Here is a 24666-nt window from a genome sequence, read left to right as displayed (position 1 = left end):
CATCAGGGAAGGTCGATCAGGGGGCCTTCGGACTGCGAGTAGGCCAGCGCGGTGCGCCTTTCGTCTTCGCTGCTAAGCGAGAAGGCCTCTTCCTGCAAGGGCTGGATCCAGCTTCGCTCGTCCGGCGCGGCGTCGCGCAGCGCGCGCGTCAGCATCGCAAGGCCGCGTACCGGCTCGGGCCGGATGGCAATGGCCTTGCCGTCGAAGATGAGATAGCCAAGCAGCGCCTCGGCCCTTGGAAAGCCCTTGTGCGACGCCAGCTTGAGCCATCGTGCCGCCTGGCGCGCATTGGCCTTGCCGCCCTCGCCCGCCAGCAGCATCCGCCCCAGCTCGAACTGCGCGCGCGCATCGCCGAAATAGGAAGCGGCATGGCTGTACAAGGCGCGGGCCTGCGCCGCATCCTCATGGACCGGCGTACCGGGGATGCCCTTGCGGAAATATTCAGCCAGCGCGATCACCGCGCTGGACACGTAAGCGGCGTCGGTGGACCCGGACATTTCATCGTCCTGGTCGCGGACGATCCGCTCGAACATCTGGAACGCCTGATAATCGTCCTCGGGTACGCCGTCGCCGTCGGCATACATCTGTCCAAGTTTCCAGCGCGCGCCGGGGTGCCCCTGATCGGCCGCGAAGCGAAGAGCCTCCAGGGCCTCAACCTTCTCGCCGCGCTTGTAGGCGTTGAAGCCGAGCGCAAAGACCTCTCCCGGCGACATGCCGATGATCGCGTCGAACGGAGCGTCCAGGGCGTTGGCCGGAATCGGGGCGGCGGCGCTGGCGGTCAGCACCATCAAGCAACCCACTACCCGTCCCAGGACATGCTTCACCGCGATGCTCCACCCGTTCCATCAATGCCGGCAGCAGGTTCCATGACTGGACGCTTCGATCTGCCGTATCGGCATTTGAAGTGATGCCCGTTTATGGCAGCAGCGCGGCATTGCCAGTGTCTGCATCTATAGCCGATGCTGTTTTGCAATGGTGTTGCTTGCGGACAACAAGGTGCCCACCGGCCGAGAAATGGAAAACGGATCGTTACGCCTGCAGCCGCACGGACAAAACATAAGGGATGCGCCAAGGTAATTGGCACACCCCGTTATCTGACAACGAGTTATGGCCGTTTTCAGAAATTCAGCTTGAATGACGCAGTCGCGGCGTAGACCCAGTCGTCACCCACTTCGGCGTTGAAGATCGCGCCCCGGTCGACGGACTGCGAACCATCCGTCCAGTAACCGACCAAGCCGCCCACGCGGATTTCGCCGAAGTTCTGCTTGAAGGAGACGCCGCCGGAAACCGTATACAGGTCCGTATAGGTGGTTTCAGCGCCGGTCGACACGCCGCTGTCGTAGCCAAGCATGACGACAGCCGAAATCTCCTCGTTGAAGGCGCGGCCAAGGCCGATCTGGAACGAATATCCGTCATCCCAGTAGTAAGGGCTGTTGTTTTCGCGCACGCCCAGCGCCGAGCGGTACGTCACAAGGACGTCCCGGTTGGTGCTCCAGTCCGTCCAGCGGAAATTGGCGAGAAGAAGCGTATCCTCGGCGATACCCGTCTGGAAGTTGACGTAGAGGCTTTGCGGGCTGACGACATCGTTAAGAAAGGCAACGCCGGCCGGCAACGTCGGCAAGACCGATTCCGGCACGATGCCGAGGGTCGCGCCCGATGCGCTGATGATGCGCCCCGGGCCGGTCACGGTGGCCACGCCCGTTCCGTCCGGGCTCGAATGCGTGACTTCCGAACGGTAGAGGATCTGCGCACGAAGGGCGATTTCCGGCTTTTCGTAAGCCACGCCGATGCGATAGCCGGGCTCGTAATCACCGCGCGCATCGACGGAAAGCGAAACGGGAATCACCAGCGCCGCGGTTGCCGGTAGCGCCGGGTTGACGGCTGCGGCAGGCACGGCTGCGCTTCCGAAGCTGGTGCCCGCGAAATTGAAGTCCTCGAAGAAGACACCGCCAAGAAGGCTGAACCGGCCGATATCGGCATCGTAGCTCGCACGGCAGGTGACGCCCCACTCGTTCGAATCGAACTCAAGGCTCTGGACGCGCGATCCCGTCGCCGGGTCTACCGGCTGGGCCCCGCCCGGAAGGCTGGAGTAGTTCGCCTCGGCTGCGAAACTTTCGATGTAGGTGCCGGCGCAGGCGAATGGCCCGTTGCCGAACTTGATCGCGGGGCTCGGCAACCGGTAGGTGCCGGTATACTGACCATAATCGCCGGAAACACCTTCGATCGACGAGAAGCCGCGTTCCGGGCTGACATAGGTCATGCCGAAGCGCGCGGAAAACATCCCCGGCTCGTACAAGATATCCGTATCGGCGATACCCCGCTGGAAGCCGGCCGCCGAAGCGGCGCCCGATCCAGCTGCCACAAACGTCGCTGCCGATGCCAGAAGCCCGCCCAGTCTACCCATGTCGCATTCCCCCCCTGGGTGCCGCCAGCCCGGCACTCTTTCATGCGACGGTATGATGTCACGCAGAATTTGCAACACGCCTCTACGGGCTCGAATACCAGACGGCAGCTAACCCGCCGTATGAGCGGTTATGTTTTTCACGCTGATTCTAAAATAAAAAACAGGCGGACCGCTATCGCCGTCCGCCTGCAGCTTTCTTCCGTAAACGGAAGAGTTAGAAGTCCATGTTGCGCTGAAACAACAGTTTAGCCGATGCTCTGCGTCGCCTGCGCAAGCGCGTCGCGCTCCTGCTCGTAGGCCGACCGTTTTTCACGCTCCTGCTCGACCACCTCTTCCGGCGCGTTGGCCACGAAGCGCTCGTTCTGCAGTTTCTTGTCTATGCGCGAAATTTCATCCTCCAGCCTGGCGATGGCCTTGGCCAGTCGGGCCTTCTCTGCGGCAATGTCGATAATGCCTTCCAGAGGAAGCGCATAGGCGACGCCGGCGCTGACGATCTGGGCGGCATTGTCGGGAGCCTGGGCGCCGTTCTCGATATCGGACAGGCGCGCCAGACGGCGCAACGACGCTTCGTGGCGTACGAGCTTTTCGCAAGTTGCCTCGTCGGCACCAAGGGCCAGCAGCCGGACTTCGGCGGCGGGCGGCACATTCATCTGGGCCCGCACGGACCGGATTTCGGTGACGAGGTCGATCAGCCAGTTGATGTCGGCGGCGGATGCCTCGTCTGTAAACTCGTCCCTCGGCCATTCCGAAAGGCACAGCAGCGCCGGCCGGCCCCCGTCTTTCGGCGCGGTGACCGACCAGAGTTCCTCCGTCAGGAAGGGCATGAACGGATGGAGCAGCGCATAGATCCTGTCCAGCACATACCCCGTGACCAGGCGCGTTTCCTGCTGCGCCTGCGGGTCATTGGCCATGAACACTGGCTTGGCGAGTTCCAGATACCAGTCGCAGTAGGTATTCCAGACAAACCGGTACAGCGCCCCGGACGCATCGTTGAACCGGTAGGCGGCAAGGGCCTCGTCGACGCTCGACACCGTGCGCGCAAGTTCCGTCAGGATCCACCGGTTCAGCGGAAGCTGGACATCCCGCGCGGACAGGGCCTTCCCGTGCACGGCACCGTTCATTTCAGCAAAGCGCGTGGCGTTCCAGAGCTTGGTGCCGAAATTGCGGTAACCCGCGATGCGCTGCGGATCCAACTTCACGTCACGCCCCTGGGCTGCCATGATGGCCAGCGTGAAGCGCAGCGCGTCGGCCCCGTACTCGTCGATCAGCTCAAGCGGATCGATGACGTTGCCCTTCGACTTCGACATCTTGGCGCCGGTCTTGTCGCGCACCAGCGCGTGGACGTAGACGGTGTCGAAGGGCTCCTTGTCCATGAAATGGAGACCCATCATCATCATCCGGGCAACCCAGAAGAAAATGATGTCGAACCCGGTGATGAGGTCGCTGGTCGGGTAGTAGGTGGCGACCTCCTTGGTTTCGTCCGGCCAGCCCAGAGTCGAGAAGGGCCACAGCGCCGAAGAGAACCACGTGTCCAGCACGTCTTCGTCCCGCGTCAGCAATTGCTGTATGCCATCCGGATCGTCGGCCATTGCACGCGCGGCCGCGTCCGTCAGCGTGCCGTTCACTACATAGTGGGCCAATGCCGCGGCGAAGGCCTCCTCTTCCTCCTCGGCGACGAAGATTTCCCCGTCCGGGCCGTACCAGGCGGGTATCTGGTGTCCCCACCACAATTGCCGCGAGATGCACCAGGGCTGGATGTTCTCCATCCAGTCGAAATAGGTCTTCTCCCAGTTGCGGGGCACGAATTTCGTGCGTTCGGCGCGCACGCTGGCGATTGCCGGCTCTGCCAGCGTCGCCGCATCCACGTACCACTGGTCCGTCAGGTAAGGCTCGATCGGCACGCCGCCACGGTCGCCGTGAGGCACCATGTGGACATGGTCCTCGACCTTGGCGAGGTAGCCCTCCTCTTCCAGCCAGTCCACAAGCAGCTTGCGCGCCGTGAAGCGATCCAGGCCTTCGAACATGCCGATGGCCCGCTCGCCGTCTTCGTCGTACAGCCCCTCCAGAAATTCGGCGTTGTCGCGCAGCGATACGGTGCCGTCCGGAGCCAGTATGCTGATGGCGCGCAGGCCGTTGCGGCGGCCGACCTCGAAATCGTTGAAATCATGCGCGGGGGTGATCTTCACCGCGCCGGAGCCGGCTTCAGGATCGGCATAATCGTCGGCCACCACCGGGATGAGGCGCCCGACCAGCGGTATGCGCACCTTGCGCCCGACCAGGTCCTCATAGCGATGGTCTTCCGGATTGACGGCCACTCCGCTGTCGCCAAGCATGGTCTCGGGCCGCGTCGTGGCCACCACCACGTAGCTGGTGGGGTCGGACGCGTCGTAGGACTGCCCGTCGACAGGGTAGCGGATATGCCAGAGATGGCCTTGGATCTCGCGCTGCTCGACCTCGAGGTCCGAGATGGCCGTCCGCAGCTTCGGATCCCAGTTGACCAGCCGCTTGTCCTTGTAGATCAGGCTTTCGCGGTACAGTTGCACGAAGACCTTGCGAACGGCGCGCGACAGGCCCTCATCCATGGTGAACCGCTCGCGCGACCAGTCGCATGAGGCGCCGAGCCGGCGCAACTGGCCGAGAATGGTCCCTCCCGACTCGGCTTTCCATTCCCAAACCTTGTCGATGAAGGCCTGCCGGCCGATCTCGCGCCGACCAGGCTCGCCACGAGCCGCCATCTGGCGCTCCACCACCATCTGCGTGGCGATGCCGGCATGGTCCAGCCCGGGCTGCCACAGCACATTTGCACCCAGCATGCGCTTATGCCGGACAAGGATGTCCTGCAGCGTATTGTTGAGGGCGTGGCCGATATGCAGCGACCCCGTCACATTCGGAGGCGGGAGGACGATCGAATAGGCTTCCGCGCCCGGACGCGCACCGGCGCCGGCGCGCGACGCGCCCGCCTCGTCCCACAGGTTTGCGATACGGGGCTCAACCTGAGCGGCGTCGTATGTCTTGTCGATCATGATGCGGGTCCGTTGCGGCCAGACGTGGTCGGCCATCGGTTACAGGCAAGCTTTCGGCCCTGTCAACGGAAAGGGCCGCGCCGGCAACGCGTCGGTGCGCTTCTGCCCGGCCGGAATCAACGCCCCCGGGTGACTGCGCGCCGTATTTCCTCGCGCACGATCTCCTGCACGGTGCGCGCCAGGTTTTCTTCCAGCCATTGCTGCATCATCGGCCGCAGCATCTCCTGCGCCATCTCTTCCAAAGAGCGCAGTTCACCGGCACGGATCGCCTCCGTCAGCTCGGCGAAGGAGGCATTGATGGCGGCTTCCGAATCCTCGGAGATCAGCGGTTCGGACGTAACGCGTGCTTCGTCGAACCTCCGGTCCTGAAGAATGGCGTCGCGATACTCGCGCATCCGGGGATCGTCGTTATTGGCCGCGTGTGCGGGGAAGCCGGGCTCTTCCGGCTCGGCGGCGAAGGCTGGCTCCAGATCGCCGCCCTCGGGCCATGCATCGGCTACGGTGCCGGCTTCCGGCCCCTCTTCGGCGGCGGGCTCTTCCGCGTACCAACGATCGTCGGACGCGAGATCATAGGCGACCGACCCTTCATAGGATGGCCGCAGCGTGTAGGCCGCCTCGCCGTACTCGTTCCAGTTGGCGGCACCTGCAGACGTATCTGCAGCGACATCGGCAGGAAGCGGCTCGACGCTCCGCGTCGAAACCCGTTCGCTGTCATTGCTTTCGATGATTTGCCTGATGGACGCCAGTATCTCGTCCATCGACGGCTCGGCTGCGCCGTTTGCCCTACGCATCCCGCAATCCCCGATATCGCCTCGCGAAAGCCGCGAGAATCATTGGGAACAGCGTAACCGACAAGCCGCCTTACATGAATCCCCCCAAGGTTGTCGGTTAAACCTTGAGGGGATTTTTCAACACTTTCTTAGAGGTCAGCGTCCGTCGGGAGTCTTCATGCCATGCCACTTGTTCTGCACGGCCTGGTAATGAACTTCCGGATCGTAGGTCTGCACGTTCAGCGCAAGCTGGGTCGCCGACAGGCGGCCCACCGCCGAAAGCAGCTCATACGAGCGCACGATGACGTCGCGCTGCGCACCGGCCAGCAGGATCTGGGCGCTGATGACGTCGGCCTGCGCGTCGAGGACGTCGAGCGTGGTGCGCTGGCCGACCGTGCGCTCTTCCTGGACGCCGTTCAGCGCAAGGCGCGCCGCCGCGACCTGCGCCCGGTAGCCGGTCACGTTGGCTTCGGCCGCCTGAATGAGCGCCCAGGCGGATGCCACCGCCGCGCGAACCTGATCGCGAATGCTGTCCACCTCGATGCGGCGCTGACCGAGAACTTCCTTGGCCTGGCGCACCTGCGAGGCGACGAGGCCGCCCTGATACAGGGGTATCGTCAGCGTGGCGCCCACGCTGGCGGACAATTCGTTGGAGGAGCCGACATCGATATCGACGCCCGGCAGCCCGGTCGCGGCGGCCGGCGAGCTCGACGAATAGCTGTTGTCGACCGAAGCGCCCACGCTCACCTGAGGCAAAGCGCGGCCCTCACGAGATTTCACCTCGTAGGCGGCGGAATCGACCGCGAAGAGGGCGGCGGCGATAGCGGGGTGCTCGGACTGCGAAATCGACAAGGCGTTTGCGATGCTTTTCGGCTCAAGCTGCGACGGCGGCCGCGTGCCGGGCGACAGGTCTCCGGCCGGGTCGCCGATCACCTGCAGGTACACGGCCTCGCTGGAGGCGACCTGCGCGAGCGCGCTGTTCAGAAGCGCCGTCGCCAGGGCCTCCTCGGACTCGGCCTGCGCGACGTCGGTGCGCGTACCCTCGCCCACGTCGAAGCGGGCATTGGCGGCACGGACCTGCTCGCGAAGGAAGGCCAGGTTCTGGCGGCGAAGCTCCGCGATCTGGCGATCGCGGATCACGTCCATGTAGGCCGTGACCGTGTCGAGAAGCGTATTCTGCACGGTGTTGGCAAGATCGGCCTGCCCGGCGCGCACGGCAGCCTGGGCGGACTGGATATTGTTCGGCGTCTGGAAGCCGTCGAACAGGACCTGGTTGAGCTCGATGCCGCTGCTCAGCACACCACCGCGGCCGTTGATCCGCGGCAGGCCATCGCCACGCGTCGTCCGGCTGCGCGTTGCCGTGGCGCTGGCGCCCAGCGAAAGCGTGGGCCGCAGGCCGGCGCGCGCCTGCGGCACGTTTTCGTCGGTGGCGCGGAGGGCCGCACGAGATGCGTTCAACGATTGATTGTTGGAGTAGGCCTTGGCGAGAACCTCGCGCAGGGTATCGGCACTTGCCACTCCCATGCTGGCAACAAGAAGGCCCAGCGACATCGCCGACGTGAGGAAGAAACTCTTCCGCATTGAAATACCCCGCTTCACGGAAGCGTACCGGACGCCTCCATATTTACTCGCACGCGACGACGATCGCCGCGCCACGCCCCTCAGCATCACAGAAATGCACTTTGCGTTAACCGGACGCCAGTGCGAACCCAATTGCAATTCACCTTTTGGGCGGCAGGTGTGACCGATGGATAACAGTTATGCGCCGTCCGGTCGGCAGCCCGGATAATCACTACCGCAAATTGCTTGCCTAGAACACGAATTGCGGCTTCGCCGCAAAACCGGGCAATGGCCGAAGGCTGCAATTGAACCCGAAACGGCTGGAGACGATTCCGTCCTCCTTGGAGTAGAGCCGCGCCGCAGCCGCGTTGCCGCGCCCCTCCACAACCACCAGGCGCCCACGCTCGCGCAGCTGATCGAAGAAGACGGGCGGAACCGCATCCACCGCTCCCTCGAAAAGGATCACGTCATAGGGGCCTTCCTTGGCGTATCCCTCGTTCAATGGACCGTTGACGACGACCGAGGACAGGGTGTTCGTCGCGCTCAGGTTCCGGGTTGCCGCATCCGCAAGGGCGGCATCTTCCTCGAGCGCGACGACCGAGCCCGCGATTTCGGCCAGCACCGCGGCGGAATAACCCAGACCGCACCCGACATCGAGAACGACGTCAGAGGGCTGGATCCGGGCCAGTTGCAGAAGCTTGGAGAACGGCGCCGCTTCCATCAGGAAGCGCCCCCCGCCGAGGGAGATCTCGTCGCCGATATAGGCGAAGATTCGCTTGTCCTCGGGGACGAAGCGTTCGCGCGGCACGGTCAGCATCGCGCGCAGGACCGCATGGTCCGTCACGTCCGAGGTGCGGACCTGATTGTCCACCATCTTGATACGCGCCTCTGAGAAATCCATGCCGGCGATCTCCTGCAATTCGATATGCAGGCTTCCATAAATCCGCTGGCGGTAGGGTGCAAGCGAGCGCCGCGAAGCGAGCCGATTTTACCGAATGCGTTTACCGGGCCGCACACGTCCAGAGCGCTTGCGCCTGCGCAAAGCGGTCACCATCTTCGGAACGAACGAGATAAGAAGAAGTGGCTCCCCGGGCCGGATTCGAACCAGCGACCAATCGATTAACAGTCGATTGCTCTACCGCTGAGCTACCGGGGAATGCTCTGGCTCTGCCTGAGCGAGGGTGCCTATAGCAAACCCCTCGCCGTCTTGCCAAGCACCCTATCGCAAAAAATCTGTCGGTCCGTCACGTCCGCTCCCTAGAAGTTGCCATGATTAACCGCTTATAGGGACTGGTGGGGCGCACGCTCTTTTGTTGAAAGATTGATCACCGGACATGGACAAGGAAAAGCGAAAGGGCGGCAGCTATGTCAGGCTGCGCGGCAATGCGATCGAGGTTTTCGGTCGCAGCGTACGCCTGCCCGCTTCACGTCCCGCGCGCGTTGCCACGGGTGCCGCCTTCGTGACGGGAGGCATCTTCAGCTTCCTGCCGGTCCTCGGCATCTGGATGCTTCCGGTGGGGCTGCTGATCCTTTCGGTCGATTTCGCCTCGGTGCGCCGCTGGCGACGCCGCACGACGGTGCGCTGGGGACGGCGCAAGGGTCGTCCGCAGAGAATCATCGGCCAGCTTCCGCATATAGAACCGACGGGCAAGGGGCGCCGACATTAGGTCGCCGACCTGAACGACGTTTTCCATGAGAAAGCCCCTTGCGCATCCCACCTCGTGCCAGTAGGTACAGCGCCGTTGGGGCCTCGTGGCGGAGTGGTTACGCAGAGGACTGCAAATCCTTGCACGCCGGTTCGATTCCGGCCGAGGCCTCCAAACCGCTCTGCGAGACCGGTGTTCCGTCAGCTCCAGCCTTCTCACGGACGTTATTCTACCGGACCTTACGTGCCGCGGGCACGTCTCTCCTCGTCCGGCCTGCCGCTTTCCCACCTGCCGGGCCATGATATCGAACCCGAATTCCGGCTGGTTCGTTGACACGGGACAACTGCGGTAACATTCCTCAAGAGACCTTCGTGGCTTGGATGTGGTGAACTCGGGTCCGTTGCGACTCGGCGACTGGCACGCAGGCGGCGGCTGTCGCACTCGCGGAAGCGGGATGCGCCATGATGGAGCTTCTCATGTCGACAATCGATCCCAACCTCAGCATCAAGCAAATGCGCGCCGTTCAGACGGTTGCGCGCTATTCGAGCTTCATCGCTGCCTCCGTCGATATGCGCATGTCGCAACCTGGAATATCGCGCCTCATCCGCACCGCCGAGGAGGAACTCGGCGTCACTCTCTTCCACCGCAGCACACGCCAGGTGATCATGACGAGCGCGGGCCTGCAGCTCTTGCCGGTGATCGATCGTATGCTCGCCGAGTTTGACCTTGCAGCCACCGCTCTTTCGTCGATGCGCTCATCGCATCAAGGGCATGTGATCGTTGCCTCGCCGATGTCGATCGCCAACCGTATGCTTGCCGAGATCGTCGCGAATTTTCGTCACCATCATCCGGACGTCACTGTCGAGATCCGCGAGGCGCTGCGTTCGGAAGTTGTGCACCAGATCCGGTTCGGCGTCGTCGATTTTGGGTTGGCCTCCTTCATGGAAGGCGACGATGACCTGGTCGTCGAAGAACTCTGCGACGTGGCCTATCACGTTGTGGTGCCTGCCGGGCATGGGTTCGCCACCCGCCAGAAGGTGTCCTTGAAAGAGTTGAGCGGCGAGCCACTGATCTCCCTGCCGCCCCACTCGATCATTCGCCAGATATTCGACGGTGCGGCCGCACGAGAGGGATACACGCTCAATCACCAGGTTATCGTCAGCTCGCCGGTGTCGATCTTCAGCCTTGTGGAAAGCGGAGCCGGGATCGCAATCCAGAACGGCGCCAGCGTTCGCTCGCATTTGAATGAGAAGCTCGCCGCCTGCCCCGTCGATCCGCCGCGCCTTACTTCCCAGATCGCCATCGTACGCCTGAAGTCCAGGCTTATGAGCCCGGGAGCCGAATCGTTCATGCAGGTCGTGTCCGAATTCTTCCGGACGCATCCTTGTACATGACCACGCGCGACCAAAGACGCAAAAGCAACAGAACGCAGACGTTTGACAACTAATGTCATTCAACAATTTCGGCCAATAACAAATTTGCATCAATGCGCGTTATCGAAATCAGTTTGACATAGACGGCACATCGCGGCTCGCTTGGGACGCCGGCTCCCCTCCACTCTGCTTTGGGAAGGCCGGCCAAGCCCTGCCTCAGCCTTGGGATGGACCGATGTCAGCCTACCTGGATCGCAACGATATTCGTGATGCCTATCTCGACGAGCTCGTCGAGTTTCTTCGGCTCCCGACAGTTTCGGCGCGCAACGACATTGCAGTCATGCAAAAGGCCGCCGACTGGCTGATAGCCAGGTTGGAGAGCCTCGGGGCTCAGGCGCGCCTGCTCGATAGCCCCGGGATGCCCGTTGTCTATGCCGAGATCAGGGGCGATAGCGACCGAACGATCCTTTTCTACAACCATTACGACGTGCAGCCGCCCGAGCCGCTGGACGCCTGGAGCTCTGATCCGTTCGAGCCTGTGGTTCGCAACGGCATGCTCTATGCGCGCGGGTCCGACGACAACAAGGGTGCGCTGATGTCGCGTATCCACGCCGTCGAAGCGCTCCTGAAGGAGCGTGGTACGCTGCCTGTCACCGTCAAGTTTCTGATCGAGGGCGAGGAGGAGTCGGGTTCGCCAAGCCTTCCAGTTGTCGTCGATCACAATAGGGATCTGCTGAAAGCCGACGCCTGTATCTGGGAAAACGCCCGCCGAGACGACGCCGGCAACCCTACCATGACCCTCGGCAACAAGGGCATGTACTCTTTCGAGTTGCGCGCCCGTACCGCAAGCGCCGATTCCCACTCGGGAAAGGCCAATCTATATCCGAACGCCATCTGGCGCCTGGTTTCGGCGCTCGCCAGCATGCGCGATCCGCAGGGCAAGGTGCTCGTGGACGGCTTCTACGAGTCGGTGACGCCGCTCAGCGCATCGGACGAGGCTATCTGCCGTGAAACACCCGCCAACGGCCTGAGGCAGGCTACTAAGCTTGGTCTTGACGAACTGGTTCCGGGCAACGACGATTATTCGGTCAATCGTGCGCTGTTCTATACGCCGTCCATGAATATCCAGGGGATCGAGGGCGGCTACACTGGGCCGGGCCATAAGACCGTGAACCCATCGACCGCCTTCGCACGGTTGGAATGTCGCCTGGTAAAGGGACAGGATCCCGACGCCGTCGCCGCGATGATCGCTACCCATCTGGAGAAGCACGGCTACGGCGACATTCAAATCGTCAACAAGAAGGCCGGCGCCTGGCCAAGCTACACCGCCACCGACCATCCCTTCGTCAAGGTTGTCGCGGAGGCAGGGTCCGAGGTTTATGGAAAACCCGTAGTGGTACTGCCGAGCTCTCCGGGGACGGGTCCGCGCTTTGTTTTCCGCCACCAGCCAGACATGCCGATCATCGCGTTGGGCGTAGGACACGCCAACAGCCGCGCGCACGCGCCTGATGAGAACATCGCAGTCGAGGACCAGTTCTACACGACCAAACAGGTCGCGCGCATCATGGAGAAGTTCGCCGCCGTCTGACGGGAAGTGCGATCTGAATTTTCAGGGTGACCAAGGGGGAAAGTAATGAGCATCGCACGTATGTTACATTCGAGCTTCGTCCTCAAGAGCCTCGCTACGGCCCTGGCTCTTTCCACTCCGGCCATGGCGCAGGAGCGCGAATTGGTCATCGCGCAGGGAATCGATACGTCCGGATTCGATCCCCATGCGCACACCACCGCCGCAATCGAAGCCATTCATGTAAATATCTTCGACTATCTTGTCATGCGGGATGGAGCGGGCAAGCTTCAGCCGGCGATTGCCCGCGAATGGGAGCAGATCTCGGACACCGCGATGCGCTTCACCTTGCGCGATGACGTCCTGTTCCACGACGGTACGCCGTTGACGGCGCAGGACGTCAAGTTCTCCATCGAGCGTCCGGCCCTGGATGAGAGCGTCATTCAGCATTCCTTCTACGATACGATCCGCGAAGTGGAAATCGTCGGCGAGCACGAGATCATCGTACACACCGACGGGCCAGACCCGATCCTGCTCAACCGGCTGAGCCGCATCGGCTCTGGAATAGTATCCAAAGCCTATGTGGACAGGGTCGGCTGGGACGAGTTCGCACTGCATCCGATCGGCACGGGCCCTTTCCGTGTGGTCGAATGGCGGCGTGACGACCGCATCATCATGGAGGGCTTCAAGGATCACTGGCGTGGCGCTCCGGTTTGGGATCGGCTGATCCACCGCACAATCCCGGAAGATTCCACGCGGGTCGGCGAACTCGTCAGTGGCGGTGTCGACATCGCCACCAACATACCGAGCCAGGACATCCAGCGCGTCGCGGAATCCGGAGTCGCCGAAACCAAGCCTTGGCCGAGCTTTCGTGTGATGACGCTCTTCGTCAACACCAAGGAGGGTTCGCCAATGGCCGACCCGAAGGTGCGGGAAGCGGTCGATCTGGCCATCGACAACCAGATGTTGATAGATACCGTGTTCGATGGCTTGGGTACGCCGGTACGGGCCGCCGTCACGCCCGGCCTTTCGGCCGTGCCGATGGAGTACCATGACACGTTCCTTTACGATCCCGAGCGCTCCGTCAAACTGCTTCAGGAGGCGGGCTACGGCCCGAACGAGCTGACGCTCAAGATCCAGGGGCCAAGTGGCCGCTACCCCCTCGACGTCGAGACGATGGAAATCGTCGCAGTGATGCTGAATGCGGTCGGCATCAACACCGAGATCGAAGCGCTGGAATGGAGTTCTTATCAGAGTCGCGTCTGGGAGCCCTACAAGGTGGAACATCTCGGGCTGATCGGGCATGCCAACTCTCTGCAGGACGGCTATCACGCGGTCCAGCGTGCGCGCTGCGGCTACGATTTCGCCAACCGGACCGGCTGGTGCAACGACCGCTTCGACGAACTGGTGGAAAAGTCGGCCGTCACCGTCGACCCGGAGTTGCGGGCCGGGATGCTTGCGGAGGCCTTCAAGCTCCTGTCGGACTCGCGGTCGATCATCTACCTGCACCAGTCGGAAAACATCATTGGTATCGGCAACGACGTCGATTGGACGCCGAGCCCGGACGAACAGCTCTGGATGTACGCGGCCAAGCCCGCCGATTGAGGCCGGTAGCTTCGGATGTCTAAGGAACGGGGATCGTCGGTATGATCGGGTATGTTTTCTGGCGCATCCTGCAGATGATCCCCGTTCTCTTAGGGATCACCCTCATCGTCTTTCTGCTGCTGCGGGTTTCGGGCGATCCGGTTTCGCTGATGCTCGGCGAAGACGCGACACAGGGGCAGATCGCCCAGCTTCGCGAAGCCTACGGCCTCGACCAGCCGCTCTACACGCAGTATCTGCGATACATGGGCGATCTTCTGACCGGCAATTTCGGCCAGTCGATCCGCTACAACAACCAGCCGGCGCTAGATGTTGTCCTGGAGCGCCTGCCGGCCACGGCGAGCCTTGCCGGTACGGCGCTCGTGTTCGCCATCGTCATCTCGCTCCCTGCCGGTATTATCGCCGCCCTTTATCGTGGGCGCCTGCCAGACCATGTCGCCTCGTTTCTCTCAGTCCTTGGCCAGGCTATGCCGAACTTCTGGCTGCGCATCATGTTGATCCTGTTCTTCGCCATCGGCCTCGGGTGGTTCCCCGTCTCGGGACGAGAACACCCCTTCGCTGTCGTACTACCGGGGTTGGCGCTCGGGGCCAGTCTTGCCGCGGTTCTCACGCGCCTCCTGCGCTCCTCGCTCATCGAGGTGATGAGCCAGGACTATATTCGCACGGCGCGCGCCAAAGGCCTTACTCCGACGGTCGTTATCATCCGGCACGGCATGCGAAACGCGATCCTCTCCTACCTGACGGTCGTCGGCCTGGAGGCCTCGTCGCTGATGGCCGGGGCAGTCGTCACGGAGCAGGTCTTCGCCTGGCCGGGGATCGGGCTGCTGGCGATCCAGGCGATCAACTCACGTGACATGGCAGTCGTGCAGACGATCGTGATCCTGGCGGCAGTGATCGTCATGGTCGTCAACCTTCTGGTCGATGTCCTCTATTCCCTTGTCGATCCGAGGATCCAGCATGGCTGACGTAAACATCGCTGCTCCCCGGAGCGGCCCTCCAGCGCGGCTCGGCCCGCGTCTTTCCCCCCTCGCTATGTTTGGCATCATCCTTGTCATCGGCTTCGTCGCGATGGCGATTTTCGCACCGTTGCTCGCCCCATACGACCCCTCGGTGCCCGATCTTCGAGCCCGCCTGGCCCCGCCCTTCTGGACAGATGGCGGAGTACCCGGACATCTGCTTGGGACAGACCATCTTGGTCGTGACATGCTTTCGCGTCTGATCTTCGGAAGCCGCGTGGCGTTGCTCGTCGGCTTTTTCGGTGTCATCGTCGCAATGGTGATCGGCGTCGCCGTGGGCCTCGTCTCCGGTTATTTTTCCGGAAAGTTCGACGCCGTTTTGATGGGCATCGTGAATTCGCTGCTCGCGATCCCCAACACGCTTCTCTACCTGACCGTGCTCGCGGTTTTCGGCCAGAGCCTTCTGCTTCTGGTGCTGATAATCGGCTGCATCAACTGGACGACTTTCGCACGCGTCGTCCGCGGCGAGGTGTTGACGATCAAGAGGCGCGAGTTCATCGAAGCCAGCCGAACGATCGGGCAACGACCGGTCGTGACACTTTTCAAGCATGTCCTGCCAAACGTCATCGGACCAATCATCGTGATCGCGACGATGAACGTGGCGATGCTGATCATTCTCGAAGCGTCCCTGTCGTTTCTTGGCTTCGGTGTGCAGCCTCCCACGGTGACATGGGGCCGGATGCTCGCTGACGGACGGAACTACGTTGCCACGGCCTGGTGGCTGGCTGCGTTCCCCGGGATCATGATAACCCTGCTCACGCTGTCGCTGATATTCATCGGCGACTGGATGCGCGATCGCTTCGACCCAAGGAGCGAGTGATGACGCGCTCGTTCGACACTGACGGCATCTCCGAGCTCGTCGATCTTCTGCGCATCCCGAGTTACGCCGGCAACGAGGCAGCGAAGAAGGCAGCCGCCCTTGCCTGCCGGGACCTCCTGCAGCAGGCTGGCTTCGTGGTGACGATTGCCGGTCCCGCCGAGGCTCCGGCTCTTGTCGCTACGCTCGACGCGCCAAGCCCGGAGCGGCTCGTGTTCTACAATCATTATGACGTCGTTGCACCCGGTGAGCGCAACCGCTGGCATCATGATCCGTTTGAGCCGCACCTCGATGGCTCCCGACTGACGGCACGAGGCGCGTCCGACCACAAGGCGAGCTTCATAGCCCGGCTTGCCGCTGTCAGGCGCTTGAAAGCGCGCGGAGAGCTACCCGTCGGCGTCACCTTCCTCGTCGATGGCGAAGAAGAGATCGGAAGCCCCTCGCTGGAGACGATCATACTGACCGAGCGCGACCGACTAGCAGCCGCCGGGGGCCTGTATTCGGGTGGCGCACGCGACGAGGACGGCGCAATGGTAGTCCGCGCGGGATGCAAAGGGCGCTGCGGTATTCGCATGACAGTCAGGGCAGGTGAAAAGGACAACCATTCTAAATGGGCAGCCCTACTGCCTGCCGCGGCATGGCGACTCGTCGCGGCCCTGGGCTCGCTTCGCGATGGTGCCAGCGGAGAGATTCTCGTAGAGGGGTTTCGAGAGGGGATCACCGGTCCGGACCGCGAAGACGAGGCGGCGCTTGCGCGACTGAGCTTCGACCCCGACGCCTTTCTCCGCGAAGCTGGCTACGACCGGTTGCGTGAGGATACCCTCGAATCTCCCCTGCGCCATCTGATGTTCGAGCCGACTTTCAATATCGCATGGCTCGACGCCGGCCCCGGTGGCGCCACTGTCCTACCCGGATCGGCCACCGCCTTTCTCGACATTCGCCTGGTGCCCGGACAGAGCGCCGACAAAACGTTTCAACGCGTCCGTGACCATCTGGCGAAAGCGGGATTCGGCGATGTGATCCTGAGCGAGGAAGGCGGCGGGGACCCCGACAAGTGCGACCTGTCCGACCCGGTCGTGCGCGCCCTGGTCGAGGCCTGCGAACGGTTGGAAGAACCCTATTGCCTTCATCCCATGGGCGCCGGATCAGGCCCGCGACACCTCTTCCGGCGCCATCTCGGCTACAGCCTGGTCCAGGATCCCGGATGTTCCTGGCAAGGCTCCAACGACCATGCGGCCAATGAGAACATCATGGTCCCGCATTTCCACCAGAACCGAGAGCTTATCGAGCACTTCCTGAAGGCCTACGGCAAGAGGGCAAACGCCTCGCGGACAGGAGGGAGCGAGCAATGAAACCTGATGAAACGCCAGTTCTGGCCGTTGAAAAACTGAGTACCGCCTTCAGGTCGAAGGACGGCTCTATTCGGACCATTCTGAAGGACGTCTCCTTCTCGATCGGTGCACGCAAGACCGTTGCCATCGTCGGTGAGTCGGGTTCCGGCAAAAGCGTCACCGCGCTGTCCGTCATGCGGCTTCTGCCGGCGGCGAATGCGACCACGAGGGGCAGCATAAAGCTCGCCGGGCGCGAGCTGACGACACTGTCGATGGAGGAGATGCGGGCCGTCCGCGGCAACGATATCGCAATGATCTTCCAGGAGCCGATGACGAGCCTCAATCCGCTCCTCACCATTGGCTATCAGATCGCCGAAGTTCTGGTTCGGCATCGCGGGCTGTCCTTCTCCGCCGCACGCGCCGAGACTATCCGACTTATGGAGAAGGTTCGCATTCCGGAAGCAGCCGCACGTTTCGACGAGTATCCTCATCGCTTCTCCGGCGGCATGCGCCAGCGTGCGATGATAGCAATGGCGCTGGCCTGCAGGCCCAGGCTCCTCATCGCCGATGAGCCGACAACGGCTCTTGACGTTACGATCCAGGCTCAGACGCTGGCCCTCATAAAAAGCCTTCAGGAAGAGGACGGCATGTCGGTCCTCTTCATCACGCACGACATGGGCGTCGTGGCCGAAATCGCCGACGAAACGGTGGTCATGTATCGCGGCGAGGCGGTGGAACAGGGGCCGACCGAGCGGATATTCGCCGCGCCCCGGCACGCTTATACACGCGCGTTGCTGTCGGCCGTCCCGGCACTTGGTTCAATGGCCGGCACCGACAAACCGGCGCGCTTCCCGCTGATCGATCCAACAACTGGATTGCCTTTCGAAACGCACGCCTCATCGGCGACCGCGACCGTAAGGACGGATAGTCAACCGGTTCTGGAGGTCGAACGGCTTACGACACGCTTCTCCGTGCGCAAAGGACTTTTCGGGCGACTGCGCGGCCGCATACACGCAGTGGAGGACGTATCGTTCCGGCTGATGCCGGGAGAGACGCTGTCGCTGGTCGGCGAGTCCGGCTGCGGCAAGTCGACCACAGGCCGTTCGATACTGCGTCTGACCGAACCGACGTCGGGCACGATCCGTGTCGCCGGGCTGGACATACTCGCGATGAAGCCTTTTGAACTGCGCTCTGCCCGGCGGGGCATGCAGATGATCTTTCAGGATCCCTTCGCCAGCCTCGATCCGCGATCGCGCGTGGGAACGTCGATTGCCGAGCCAATGCTTACGCACGGGCTCGTTTCGCGCTCCCGTGCGAAGGAGCGTGTCGTCGAACTTCTGGAACGTGTCGGGCTGTCAGCCGAGATGGCCGGACGTTTCCCGCACGAATTTTCCGGCGGTCAGCGGCAGCGCATCTGCATCGCCCGTGCGCTGTCGCTCGAGCCCAAGCTGATCATTGCCGACGAGTCCGTCTCGGCGCTCGACGTCTCTATCAAGGCACAGATCGTCAACCTGATGATCGACCTTCAGGAGAGCCTCGGTCTCTCATACCTATTCATCTCGCACGACATGGCGGTTGTCGAACGGATCAGCCATCGCGTTGCAGTCATGTATCTGGGGCAGATTGTTGAAATAGGGCCCCGCTCGTCGGTCTTCGAAAACCCGCAACATCCATACACGCGCAAGCTGATTGCCGCCGTTCCCGTCGCCGATCCTTCACGCCGCGCGCTGCGGCAGGCTTCAACAGACACTCAAGAGATACGTGGCGCACTGCGGAGCCCACATTACACCCCGCCCCGTCCTGTCTACCGGGAGCATGGGGATCGCCATTTCGTCCTGCTCGACCAGGTCACATCCGCGCATGGCTAATCGGCCTCGCGAAGCCTCGTCACGAGAACTGCGCAGCACTTACGGATGGTCCAGCGGCTAAGCCCTGGCTATCCACCTATCCGGACAGGTTTTCCGAGATGATCGCGGACAGCGCCCTGATATGGGCATCGTCATCATTGAGGCATGGCGTGTAAGTGAACTGTAACCGGTGTGCCGGTTCTACATTGATCGGTGCCGTGTGATCTGTGATCGGCTTTCCATGGATGAAGAACGGGAGTTTCATCATGGAGACTACAATAATCTGGACGAGATGGCCTACGTGGCGGATAAGATCGCCATACCCATCGCCACGGGCGAACGCATGACATCGATATGGGAATTTCAGATGCTGCTGGCGCGCAACGCCGTCCAGCTCGTCCGCCCCGATGTCTGCATCGTCGGGGGCATTTCCGGCGCCCGCAAGATCGCCGCGCTCGCAGAAGCCAGCCATGCAGGTGTCGTCCCGCATAATCCGCTTAGCGCCGTTTCAACGGCCGCCTGCCTGCAGATCGCCGCGACCGCACCCAATTTCATTCTGCAGGAGTTTCCGAACGACATCTGGGATGTCACCGACAAACGGCCGGATACAGACGGGTTTCTGGTTGGTGCTGCCCGGCACGACGGCGAGGGTTTCCTGATGATCAGCGAGGAACCCGGAATCGGCATCAGCTTACGGCCCGACGCGGCGGAACGCTATCCTTACCGGCCGCGGACGATCCATACGCGATTGCATAAGGACGGCTCCGTAGTCGATCAGTGACCTCTTTTGCATGGTCGTCACCAGGCTTGATTCATCGACGAAGGATCGGATGGTTTCCGTCAATATCCCGCTCGAACCGAAGCTCGCCCCTCTCGACGGTCAGGCGTGCGTGGTGGATGGCCGTCCGGCGCGCTACTTCATCCTGCGGCCCGGCCGCTTGAACCAGTTCGTCCCATTCGGGGTGCGTGAAGTAATAGAGCGCAGCATGATCGTCGAAAGCCACGATATCCGAATGGCGCACGTAACGCCGGTCGCCGGCGTCGGCGCCTGGGCTACTGCCGATCATGCCCTGTCGACGCCAGTTGCGGCAATCCTCCGAACGGTAGACGCCCTGCCCCCGCCATTCGTCGACGCACATCCAGTACCACCCACCCAGCCGGAAAACATTGGGGCCCTCATGGGGTGCGGCGTCCGGCAACCCTGCGATTACCCTGGATTCGACCGCCCATGAAAAGAGGTCGCGGCTGGTCGCGCTCCAGGTACTGCAGCCATCCGCCTCGTCCTTGTACCACATGCGCCATAGGCCATCGGGACATCGGAAAACGCAGGCATCGATAACCCGTCTGCTGGAAAGCTCGACGCTTCCGTGGCGCGTCCAGCTTTCCAGGTCGGGGCTGGTCAGATGGATGATGGAGCGGTCATGGCCGGCGGTGGTGGAGTCGGGCGCGCCTTCGATATAGGTCAGGTACATATGATACAGGCCGCCGTCCCGGATGATTTCGGGTGCCCATTTGGTGTTCAGGCCGGGATGGCCAGGATCGTCGAGACCATCGACCGTGCCGCGATAATGCCAAGAAGCGCCATCGTCAGGTGACACCGCCACCCCGATTTCCGTGCCGTGGATCCACCGTTTTCCGCCCTCCACCGAAGGGCGTCGGTTGGTGTAGAACATCCACCAGTCGCCGGTCTCCCGGTTCTGGATAACGCTTGGGTCGGCTGCACCATCCTCGACCGGATCGCGAAAAATCTGCCTGGACACGGAAAGCCGACCCTAGTTTTCGGTATTGTCGTAGACGCGAAGCAGGCGGCCGTCCGGCTGCTCCACCAGAAGGCTCGGACGCCCGGCCAGCGCCGTGACCTCGCGGATCGCCGCACGGTTGGTGTTGAGCCGCCCTTCGCCGGCATCTTCGGTAGAAAGGACGCTGTCTTTCAACAGGCGCGAATAGGCATGTTCGGGAGCATCCAGAACGGCGCGCGCCGGACCCATCTCCACGATGCGGCCCCGCTGCATAATCATCAGCCGGTCGGAGATGTAGTAGGCGGTCGCCAGATCGTGCGTGATGTAGATGACCGATACGCCATGATCGTCCCGCAGGCTTCGGAGCAGGTTGACAATGCTCATCCGAAGCGATGCATCCACCATCGACACCGGCTCGTCGGCAATCAGCAGACGCGGGTTGGGGATCAGCGCCCGGGCGATGGCGGTGCGCTGCAACTGGCCGCCGCTCATCTCATGGGGAAAGCGGCCGCCGATTTCGGCAAGGCTCAGGCCCACCTTCTGCAGGGCGGTATCGCTGGCCTGCGCGATCACATTGCGGTCTCTCGTCTTCAGGAAGCGGCGCGCGGTGCTTTCGAGATAACGGTCTACGCGCTTCAGCGGGTTGAACGCCTCGAACGGGTTCTGGAACACGGGCTGAACGTGCGACATGTACTCCAGCCGCTTGCGCCGCCCGTCCTTGCGGCTGACACGATCTCCGCGAACGCGGATTTCGCCTTCGGTCGCGTCTTCGAGACCGAGGATCATTCGCGCCAGCGTCGTCTTTCCCGAACCGCTTTCCCCGATGATCGTGAAGATTTCAGGCTTGTCGGCGCTCAGCGAAAATGATGCGTCCTCCACCGCATTGACGACACGGCGCCCAAGCAGCCCGCCGGTGGAGAAGCGCTTCGAAACCCCGGCGACATCGAGCAAGGTGGTCATGCCGGCACCCCCGCCCGATGGGCATTGCCGACAAGCGGCTTCACATCCTGCCAGCGCCAGCAGGCCGTTCTGTGGTCTCGCGCCACCGTTTCGAGGGGTGGCGCGCTGCCGCGGCATTTTTCGACGGCCAGCGGGCAGCGCGGATGGAAGCGGCAGCCGCTCGGCGGATCGGAAAGGTTGGGCGGCCGGCCCTCCAGCGAAGGTCGCTGCGACGTATCGCCGATCCGCGGCAGGCTGGCCACCAGATGTGCGGTGTAAGGGTGCTTCGGCGCGAAGAACATGTCGCGCGTCGGACCATCCTCGACCAGCTTGCCGGCATAGACGATGCCCACCCTGTCGGCGATGTTGGCATGAACGCTCATATCGTGCGTCACGAAGATCACGGATGCGCCCATGGCCTTCCGCAGATCCCTGATCAGGCTCAGCACTTCCTTCTGAACGACGACATCGAGAGCCGTCGTCGGCTCGTCCGCCAGAATGAACTGCGGGTGGCACACCGTCGCCAGCCCGATCGTGACGCGCTGGCGCATGCCGCCGGACAGTTCGTGCGGAAAGGCCAGCAGGACCTCCGGGCCCAGGCCAAGCATCGCCAGATGTTCCGTAACGCGCTTCCTGAAAGGCTCGCCCTTCAGGCCGAGCGGCCGGCTCGCGAAATCCTCGAAGGTCTTGCCGATACGCCGCACGGGATTGAGCACGCTCATCGAGCCCTGCATGATGTAGGACAGGCGCTTCCACCGGATCGCATCGACCTGCTCGGACGATGCTTTCGTCAGGTCGATGCTCAGGTCGCCGAAATCATAGGTGACTGTACCGCCCACGACACGCATGGGCGGACGGATCGCGGCGGCCAGCACCTTCAAGAGGCTCGACTTGCCGGACGAGCTTTCGCCTGCGATGCCGTAGACCTCGTTGCGGCGCACGGCCATCGTCAGCCCATCGACCGCGCGAACCTCGCGGTTCACACCGAAATAGCCTACCTGATAATAGGCCTTGAGGCCTTCGACGGTCAGGATGTTCTCGCTCATGGCCGTCAGCCTCCCATCCTGCGCAATCGGCTTCGTGGATCGATATATTCGTTGGTGCTCACGGCCAGCAGGAACAGGCCAAGGAAGGTCATCATGACCAGGATGATCGGGATCACCAGCCACCACCACACGCCCACGACCATGGCCGAATGCGAGTTGGCCCAATAGATCACCGTACCGACCGTCGGCTCGTTGATATTGGTGAAGCCGAGAACGGCCAGCGTGACCTCGAGCCCGATCGACCAGAGCATGTTGTTCATGAAGGTCGAAAAGACGATCGGCATGACGTAGGGAAGATGCTCCTGCGCCAGCACGCGGGGCGTCGACATGCCGGAGAACACGGCATGCCGGGTGAACTCGCGGTGCTTCAGGCCGATCGCGACGGAGCGGATCAACCGCGCATCATAGGGCCAGCCGAAACAGGCCATCAGCAGCGCAAGGGTGAAACTGTCCATGCTGTCGCGCAGGACGAAGTAGAACAGCACGAGCACCGGAAAGATCGGCAGGGCAAGGAAGATATCGTTGACGAACATCAGAGCCCGGTCCACCCACCCCCCGAGATAGCCCGAAGCAAGCCCGACGCAGATGGAAATGATCCGGCTGATCAGCGCCACGGTGAAGCCGAAGATCAGGCTGTTGCGAAACGCGAACGACAGCTGCCAGAACAGGTCCTGCCCGCGCGAATTCGTGCCGAACCAGTGCTCCCAGGAGGGCGGCTGATCGGGCATCACCGTATAGAGCATCGACGGATCGACCGGCGAAAACAGGCTGGCGGCCGAAAAGAGGACGATGGCTCCCAGCAGAAGAAGACCGAACGCAAATTCGATATTGTATCGGATGAGATCGCGCAGGACAGCGAACATGCCGGTCACTCCGTGCGAATGCGAGGATCGAGCAGCGGATAAAGCAGATCGACGATGAAGATCGTCGTTGCCACCGCAACGATGGATACGGTGGAAACCGCCAGGACCACGGAGTAGTCACCGCCGAACACGGCATCGATCAGCAGCGAGCCGAGGCCCGGATAGTTGAAGACCTGCTCAGTGATGATGGTGCCGGAAAATACCGTTCCAAGCGCCATGGCAAGGCCGGTGATCTGCGGCACGAGCGCGTTGCGCATGACGTAGGAGCGGATAATGCGCGGCCGGCTTACTCCGGCCAGTTCGGCATAGGTGACGTAATCCTCCGTCACGATGTTCGAAACCAGCGCCCGCATGCCGAGAAACCAGCTACCGAACCCCACCAGCACCAGCGAGATGGCCGGCAGCAGCGAATGCAGCAGAACGGACGAAACGAACGTCCAGTTCAGCCCCGGCGTTACATTCATGGCGAACCCGCCGGAGATCGGCAGGACCGGCCAGACAAAGCCGAAGATAAGCAGCAGAATGAATGCGACCACGTAATAGGGTATCGGCTGCAAGGTCACGGCCAACATGCCGAGCGCCTTGAGAATGCGGCTGTCCTGGCGGTAGCCGGCCATGCCGCCCAGGATATTGCCGACGGCGAAGGTGATCAGCGTCGATACGAAGAGCAGGCAGAACGTCCATGGCAGGGCCTGCCAGACCAGCGTCATGGCCGGCGTCGGAAAGGCGATGATGGAGGGGCCGAGATCACCAACGACGACGCGCTTCCAGAAGGTGATGTATTGCCCGGCCATCGACGAGTCGCGCCCGTAGAGGTCCGTTAGCGTGGCGCGCATCTGTTCGACGGCCTCGGGGCTGAAATTCGCCTGGTTGATGATGCGCCCGAGCGCTGTCTCGACCGGGTCGATCGGCGACAAATGGGTTATGAAGAATGCCGCCGAGACGCCGAAGAAGACGACTGCGAACAGAAGAAGCAGGCGCCCTGCCACAAAGCGAAGGTAAGGATTCATCGTGGTGCTCCACTGGGAGGCGCCCGAACGGCAGAAGAGCGCGTCGTCATAAACGCGAAAGGCGACCACGCGACGTATCGGTGCGTCCGGCGGCAGGGCGGGCGTCGCGCCCCGAC

General features: G+C 62.4%; 20 protein-coding genes and 2 tRNA genes. 10 read left to right on the top strand and 12 right to left on the bottom strand.

The annotated features are described in order from the left end of the window. Nucleotides 1-2: 2 nt before the first annotated feature. From IGS74_RS10090 to IGS74_RS10060, 7 genes are all read right to left on the bottom strand, one after another. Nucleotides 3-824, bottom strand: coding sequence for a tetratricopeptide repeat protein (locus IGS74_RS10090; protein ID WP_246722521.1), 822 nt, complete (start codon nucleotides 822-824; stop codon nucleotides 3-5). Between the two features lie 293 nt (nucleotides 825-1117). After that, nucleotides 1118-2404: a long-chain fatty acid transporter gene (locus tag IGS74_RS10085; RefSeq protein WP_246722520.1), complete on the bottom strand. Its 1287-nt coding sequence runs from the start codon at nucleotides 2402-2404 to the stop codon at nucleotides 1118-1120. 245 nt (nucleotides 2405-2649) lie between these two features. Beyond that, entirely contained in the window at nucleotides 2650-5427 is a 2778-nt protein-coding gene (locus tag IGS74_RS10080; RefSeq protein WP_192386036.1) for a valine--tRNA ligase, read from the bottom strand. 116 nt (nucleotides 5428-5543) lie between these two features. Beyond that, entirely contained in the window at nucleotides 5544-6218 is a 675-nt protein-coding gene (locus IGS74_RS10075; RefSeq protein WP_192386035.1) for a DUF2497 domain-containing protein, read from the bottom strand. A 135-nt stretch (nucleotides 6219-6353) separates the two neighbouring features. Then, nucleotides 6354-7778, bottom strand: coding sequence for a TolC family outer membrane protein (locus tag IGS74_RS10070; protein ID WP_246722519.1), 1425 nt, complete (start codon nucleotides 7776-7778; stop codon nucleotides 6354-6356). 229 nt (nucleotides 7779-8007) lie between these two features. Continuing rightward, nucleotides 8008-8658, bottom strand: a complete 651-nt coding sequence (locus tag IGS74_RS10065; RefSeq protein ID WP_192386034.1) for a protein-L-isoaspartate O-methyltransferase — start codon at nucleotides 8656-8658, stop codon at nucleotides 8008-8010. Between the two features lie 180 nt (nucleotides 8659-8838). Then, a tRNA-Asn gene (locus IGS74_RS10060) sits at nucleotides 8839-8913 on the bottom strand. 178 nt (nucleotides 8914-9091) lie between these two features. Between IGS74_RS10060 and IGS74_RS10055 the strand changes: the two genes are divergently transcribed. The 10 genes from IGS74_RS10055 (at nucleotide 9092) to IGS74_RS10010 (ending at nucleotide 19734) form a co-directional block, all read left to right on the top strand. Further along, nucleotides 9092-9424 (top strand): hypothetical protein, encoded by a 333-nt coding sequence (locus IGS74_RS10055; RefSeq protein WP_192391272.1) that lies wholly within the window; start codon nucleotides 9092-9094, stop codon nucleotides 9422-9424. Nucleotides 9425-9503: 79 nt separating this feature from the next. Further along, a tRNA-Cys gene (locus IGS74_RS10050) sits at nucleotides 9504-9577 on the top strand. A gap of 287 nt (nucleotides 9578-9864) precedes the next feature. Next, entirely contained in the window at nucleotides 9865-10797 is a 933-nt protein-coding gene (locus IGS74_RS10045; protein WP_039190005.1) for a LysR family transcriptional regulator, read from the top strand. Between the two features lie 214 nt (nucleotides 10798-11011). Then, the gene (locus IGS74_RS10040) at nucleotides 11012-12364 is read left to right on the top strand and encodes a M20/M25/M40 family metallo-hydrolase (protein WP_192391271.1); all 1353 of its coding nucleotides are present in this window, start codon (nucleotides 11012-11014) and stop codon (nucleotides 12362-12364) included. Between the two features lie 45 nt (nucleotides 12365-12409). Further along, entirely contained in the window at nucleotides 12410-13945 is a 1536-nt protein-coding gene (locus IGS74_RS10035) for an ABC transporter substrate-binding protein (RefSeq protein WP_192391270.1), read from the top strand. A gap of 41 nt (nucleotides 13946-13986) precedes the next feature. After that, nucleotides 13987-14907, top strand: a complete 921-nt coding sequence (locus IGS74_RS10030; protein ID WP_192391269.1) for an ABC transporter permease — start codon at nucleotides 13987-13989, stop codon at nucleotides 14905-14907. A gap of 238 nt (nucleotides 14908-15145) precedes the next feature. Beyond that, nucleotides 15146-15778 carry an ABC transporter permease gene (locus IGS74_RS10025; protein ID WP_246723105.1) on the top strand — a complete coding sequence of 211 codons (633 nt, stop codon included), beginning with the start codon at nucleotides 15146-15148 and terminating at the stop codon, nucleotides 15776-15778. Continuing rightward, nucleotides 15778-17127: a M20/M25/M40 family metallo-hydrolase gene (locus tag IGS74_RS10020; RefSeq protein ID WP_192391267.1), complete on the top strand. Its 1350-nt coding sequence runs from the start codon at nucleotides 15778-15780 to the stop codon at nucleotides 17125-17127. Before IGS74_RS10025 ends, IGS74_RS10020 begins: the two co-directional genes overlap by 1 nt. Next, nucleotides 17124-18974: an ABC transporter ATP-binding protein gene (locus IGS74_RS10015; RefSeq protein ID WP_192391266.1), complete on the top strand. Its 1851-nt coding sequence runs from the start codon at nucleotides 17124-17126 to the stop codon at nucleotides 18972-18974. Before IGS74_RS10020 ends, IGS74_RS10015 begins: the two co-directional genes overlap by 4 nt. Before the next feature lie 220 nt (nucleotides 18975-19194). Beyond that, the gene (locus IGS74_RS10010; RefSeq protein ID WP_192391265.1) at nucleotides 19195-19734 is read left to right on the top strand and encodes an enolase C-terminal domain-like protein; all 540 of its coding nucleotides are present in this window, start codon (nucleotides 19195-19197) and stop codon (nucleotides 19732-19734) included. 31 nt (nucleotides 19735-19765) lie between these two features. Here the strand turns inward: IGS74_RS10010 and IGS74_RS10005 are convergent, their stop codons facing one another. Genes IGS74_RS10005 through IGS74_RS09985 form a run of 5 tightly spaced genes read right to left on the bottom strand, consistent with a single transcriptional unit; the run spans nucleotide 19766 to nucleotide 24550 of the window. Continuing rightward, nucleotides 19766-20713 carry a family 43 glycosylhydrolase gene (locus IGS74_RS10005; RefSeq protein ID WP_192391264.1) on the bottom strand — a complete coding sequence of 316 codons (948 nt, stop codon included), beginning with the start codon at nucleotides 20711-20713 and terminating at the stop codon, nucleotides 19766-19768. A gap of 12 nt (nucleotides 20714-20725) precedes the next feature. After that, nucleotides 20726-21652, bottom strand: a complete 927-nt coding sequence (locus IGS74_RS10000; RefSeq protein ID WP_192391263.1) for an ABC transporter ATP-binding protein — start codon at nucleotides 21650-21652, stop codon at nucleotides 20726-20728. Continuing rightward, nucleotides 21649-22677: an ABC transporter ATP-binding protein gene (locus IGS74_RS09995; RefSeq protein WP_192391262.1), complete on the bottom strand. Its 1029-nt coding sequence runs from the start codon at nucleotides 22675-22677 to the stop codon at nucleotides 21649-21651. The genes IGS74_RS10000 and IGS74_RS09995 overlap by 4 nt, the downstream gene beginning before the upstream one ends. A gap of 5 nt (nucleotides 22678-22682) precedes the next feature. Then, a complete protein-coding gene (locus IGS74_RS09990) occupies nucleotides 22683-23540 on the bottom strand; it encodes an ABC transporter permease (protein ID WP_039191092.1) in 858 nt (285 codons plus the stop codon). A 5-nt stretch (nucleotides 23541-23545) separates the two neighbouring features. Beyond that, on the bottom strand, nucleotides 23546-24550 hold the full coding sequence (locus tag IGS74_RS09985) for an ABC transporter permease (protein WP_192391261.1): 1005 nt from the start codon (nucleotides 24548-24550) through the stop codon (nucleotides 23546-23548). Nucleotides 24551-24666 lie beyond the last annotated feature (116 nt).

The organism is Aureimonas sp. OT7, from assembly GCF_014844055.1.
Lineage (GTDB): Bacteria > Pseudomonadota > Alphaproteobacteria > Rhizobiales > Rhizobiaceae > Aureimonas > Aureimonas altamirensis_A.
Note: the sequence above shows the minus strand (reverse complement) of the source record. Positions and strands in the feature narration are given on the sequence as shown.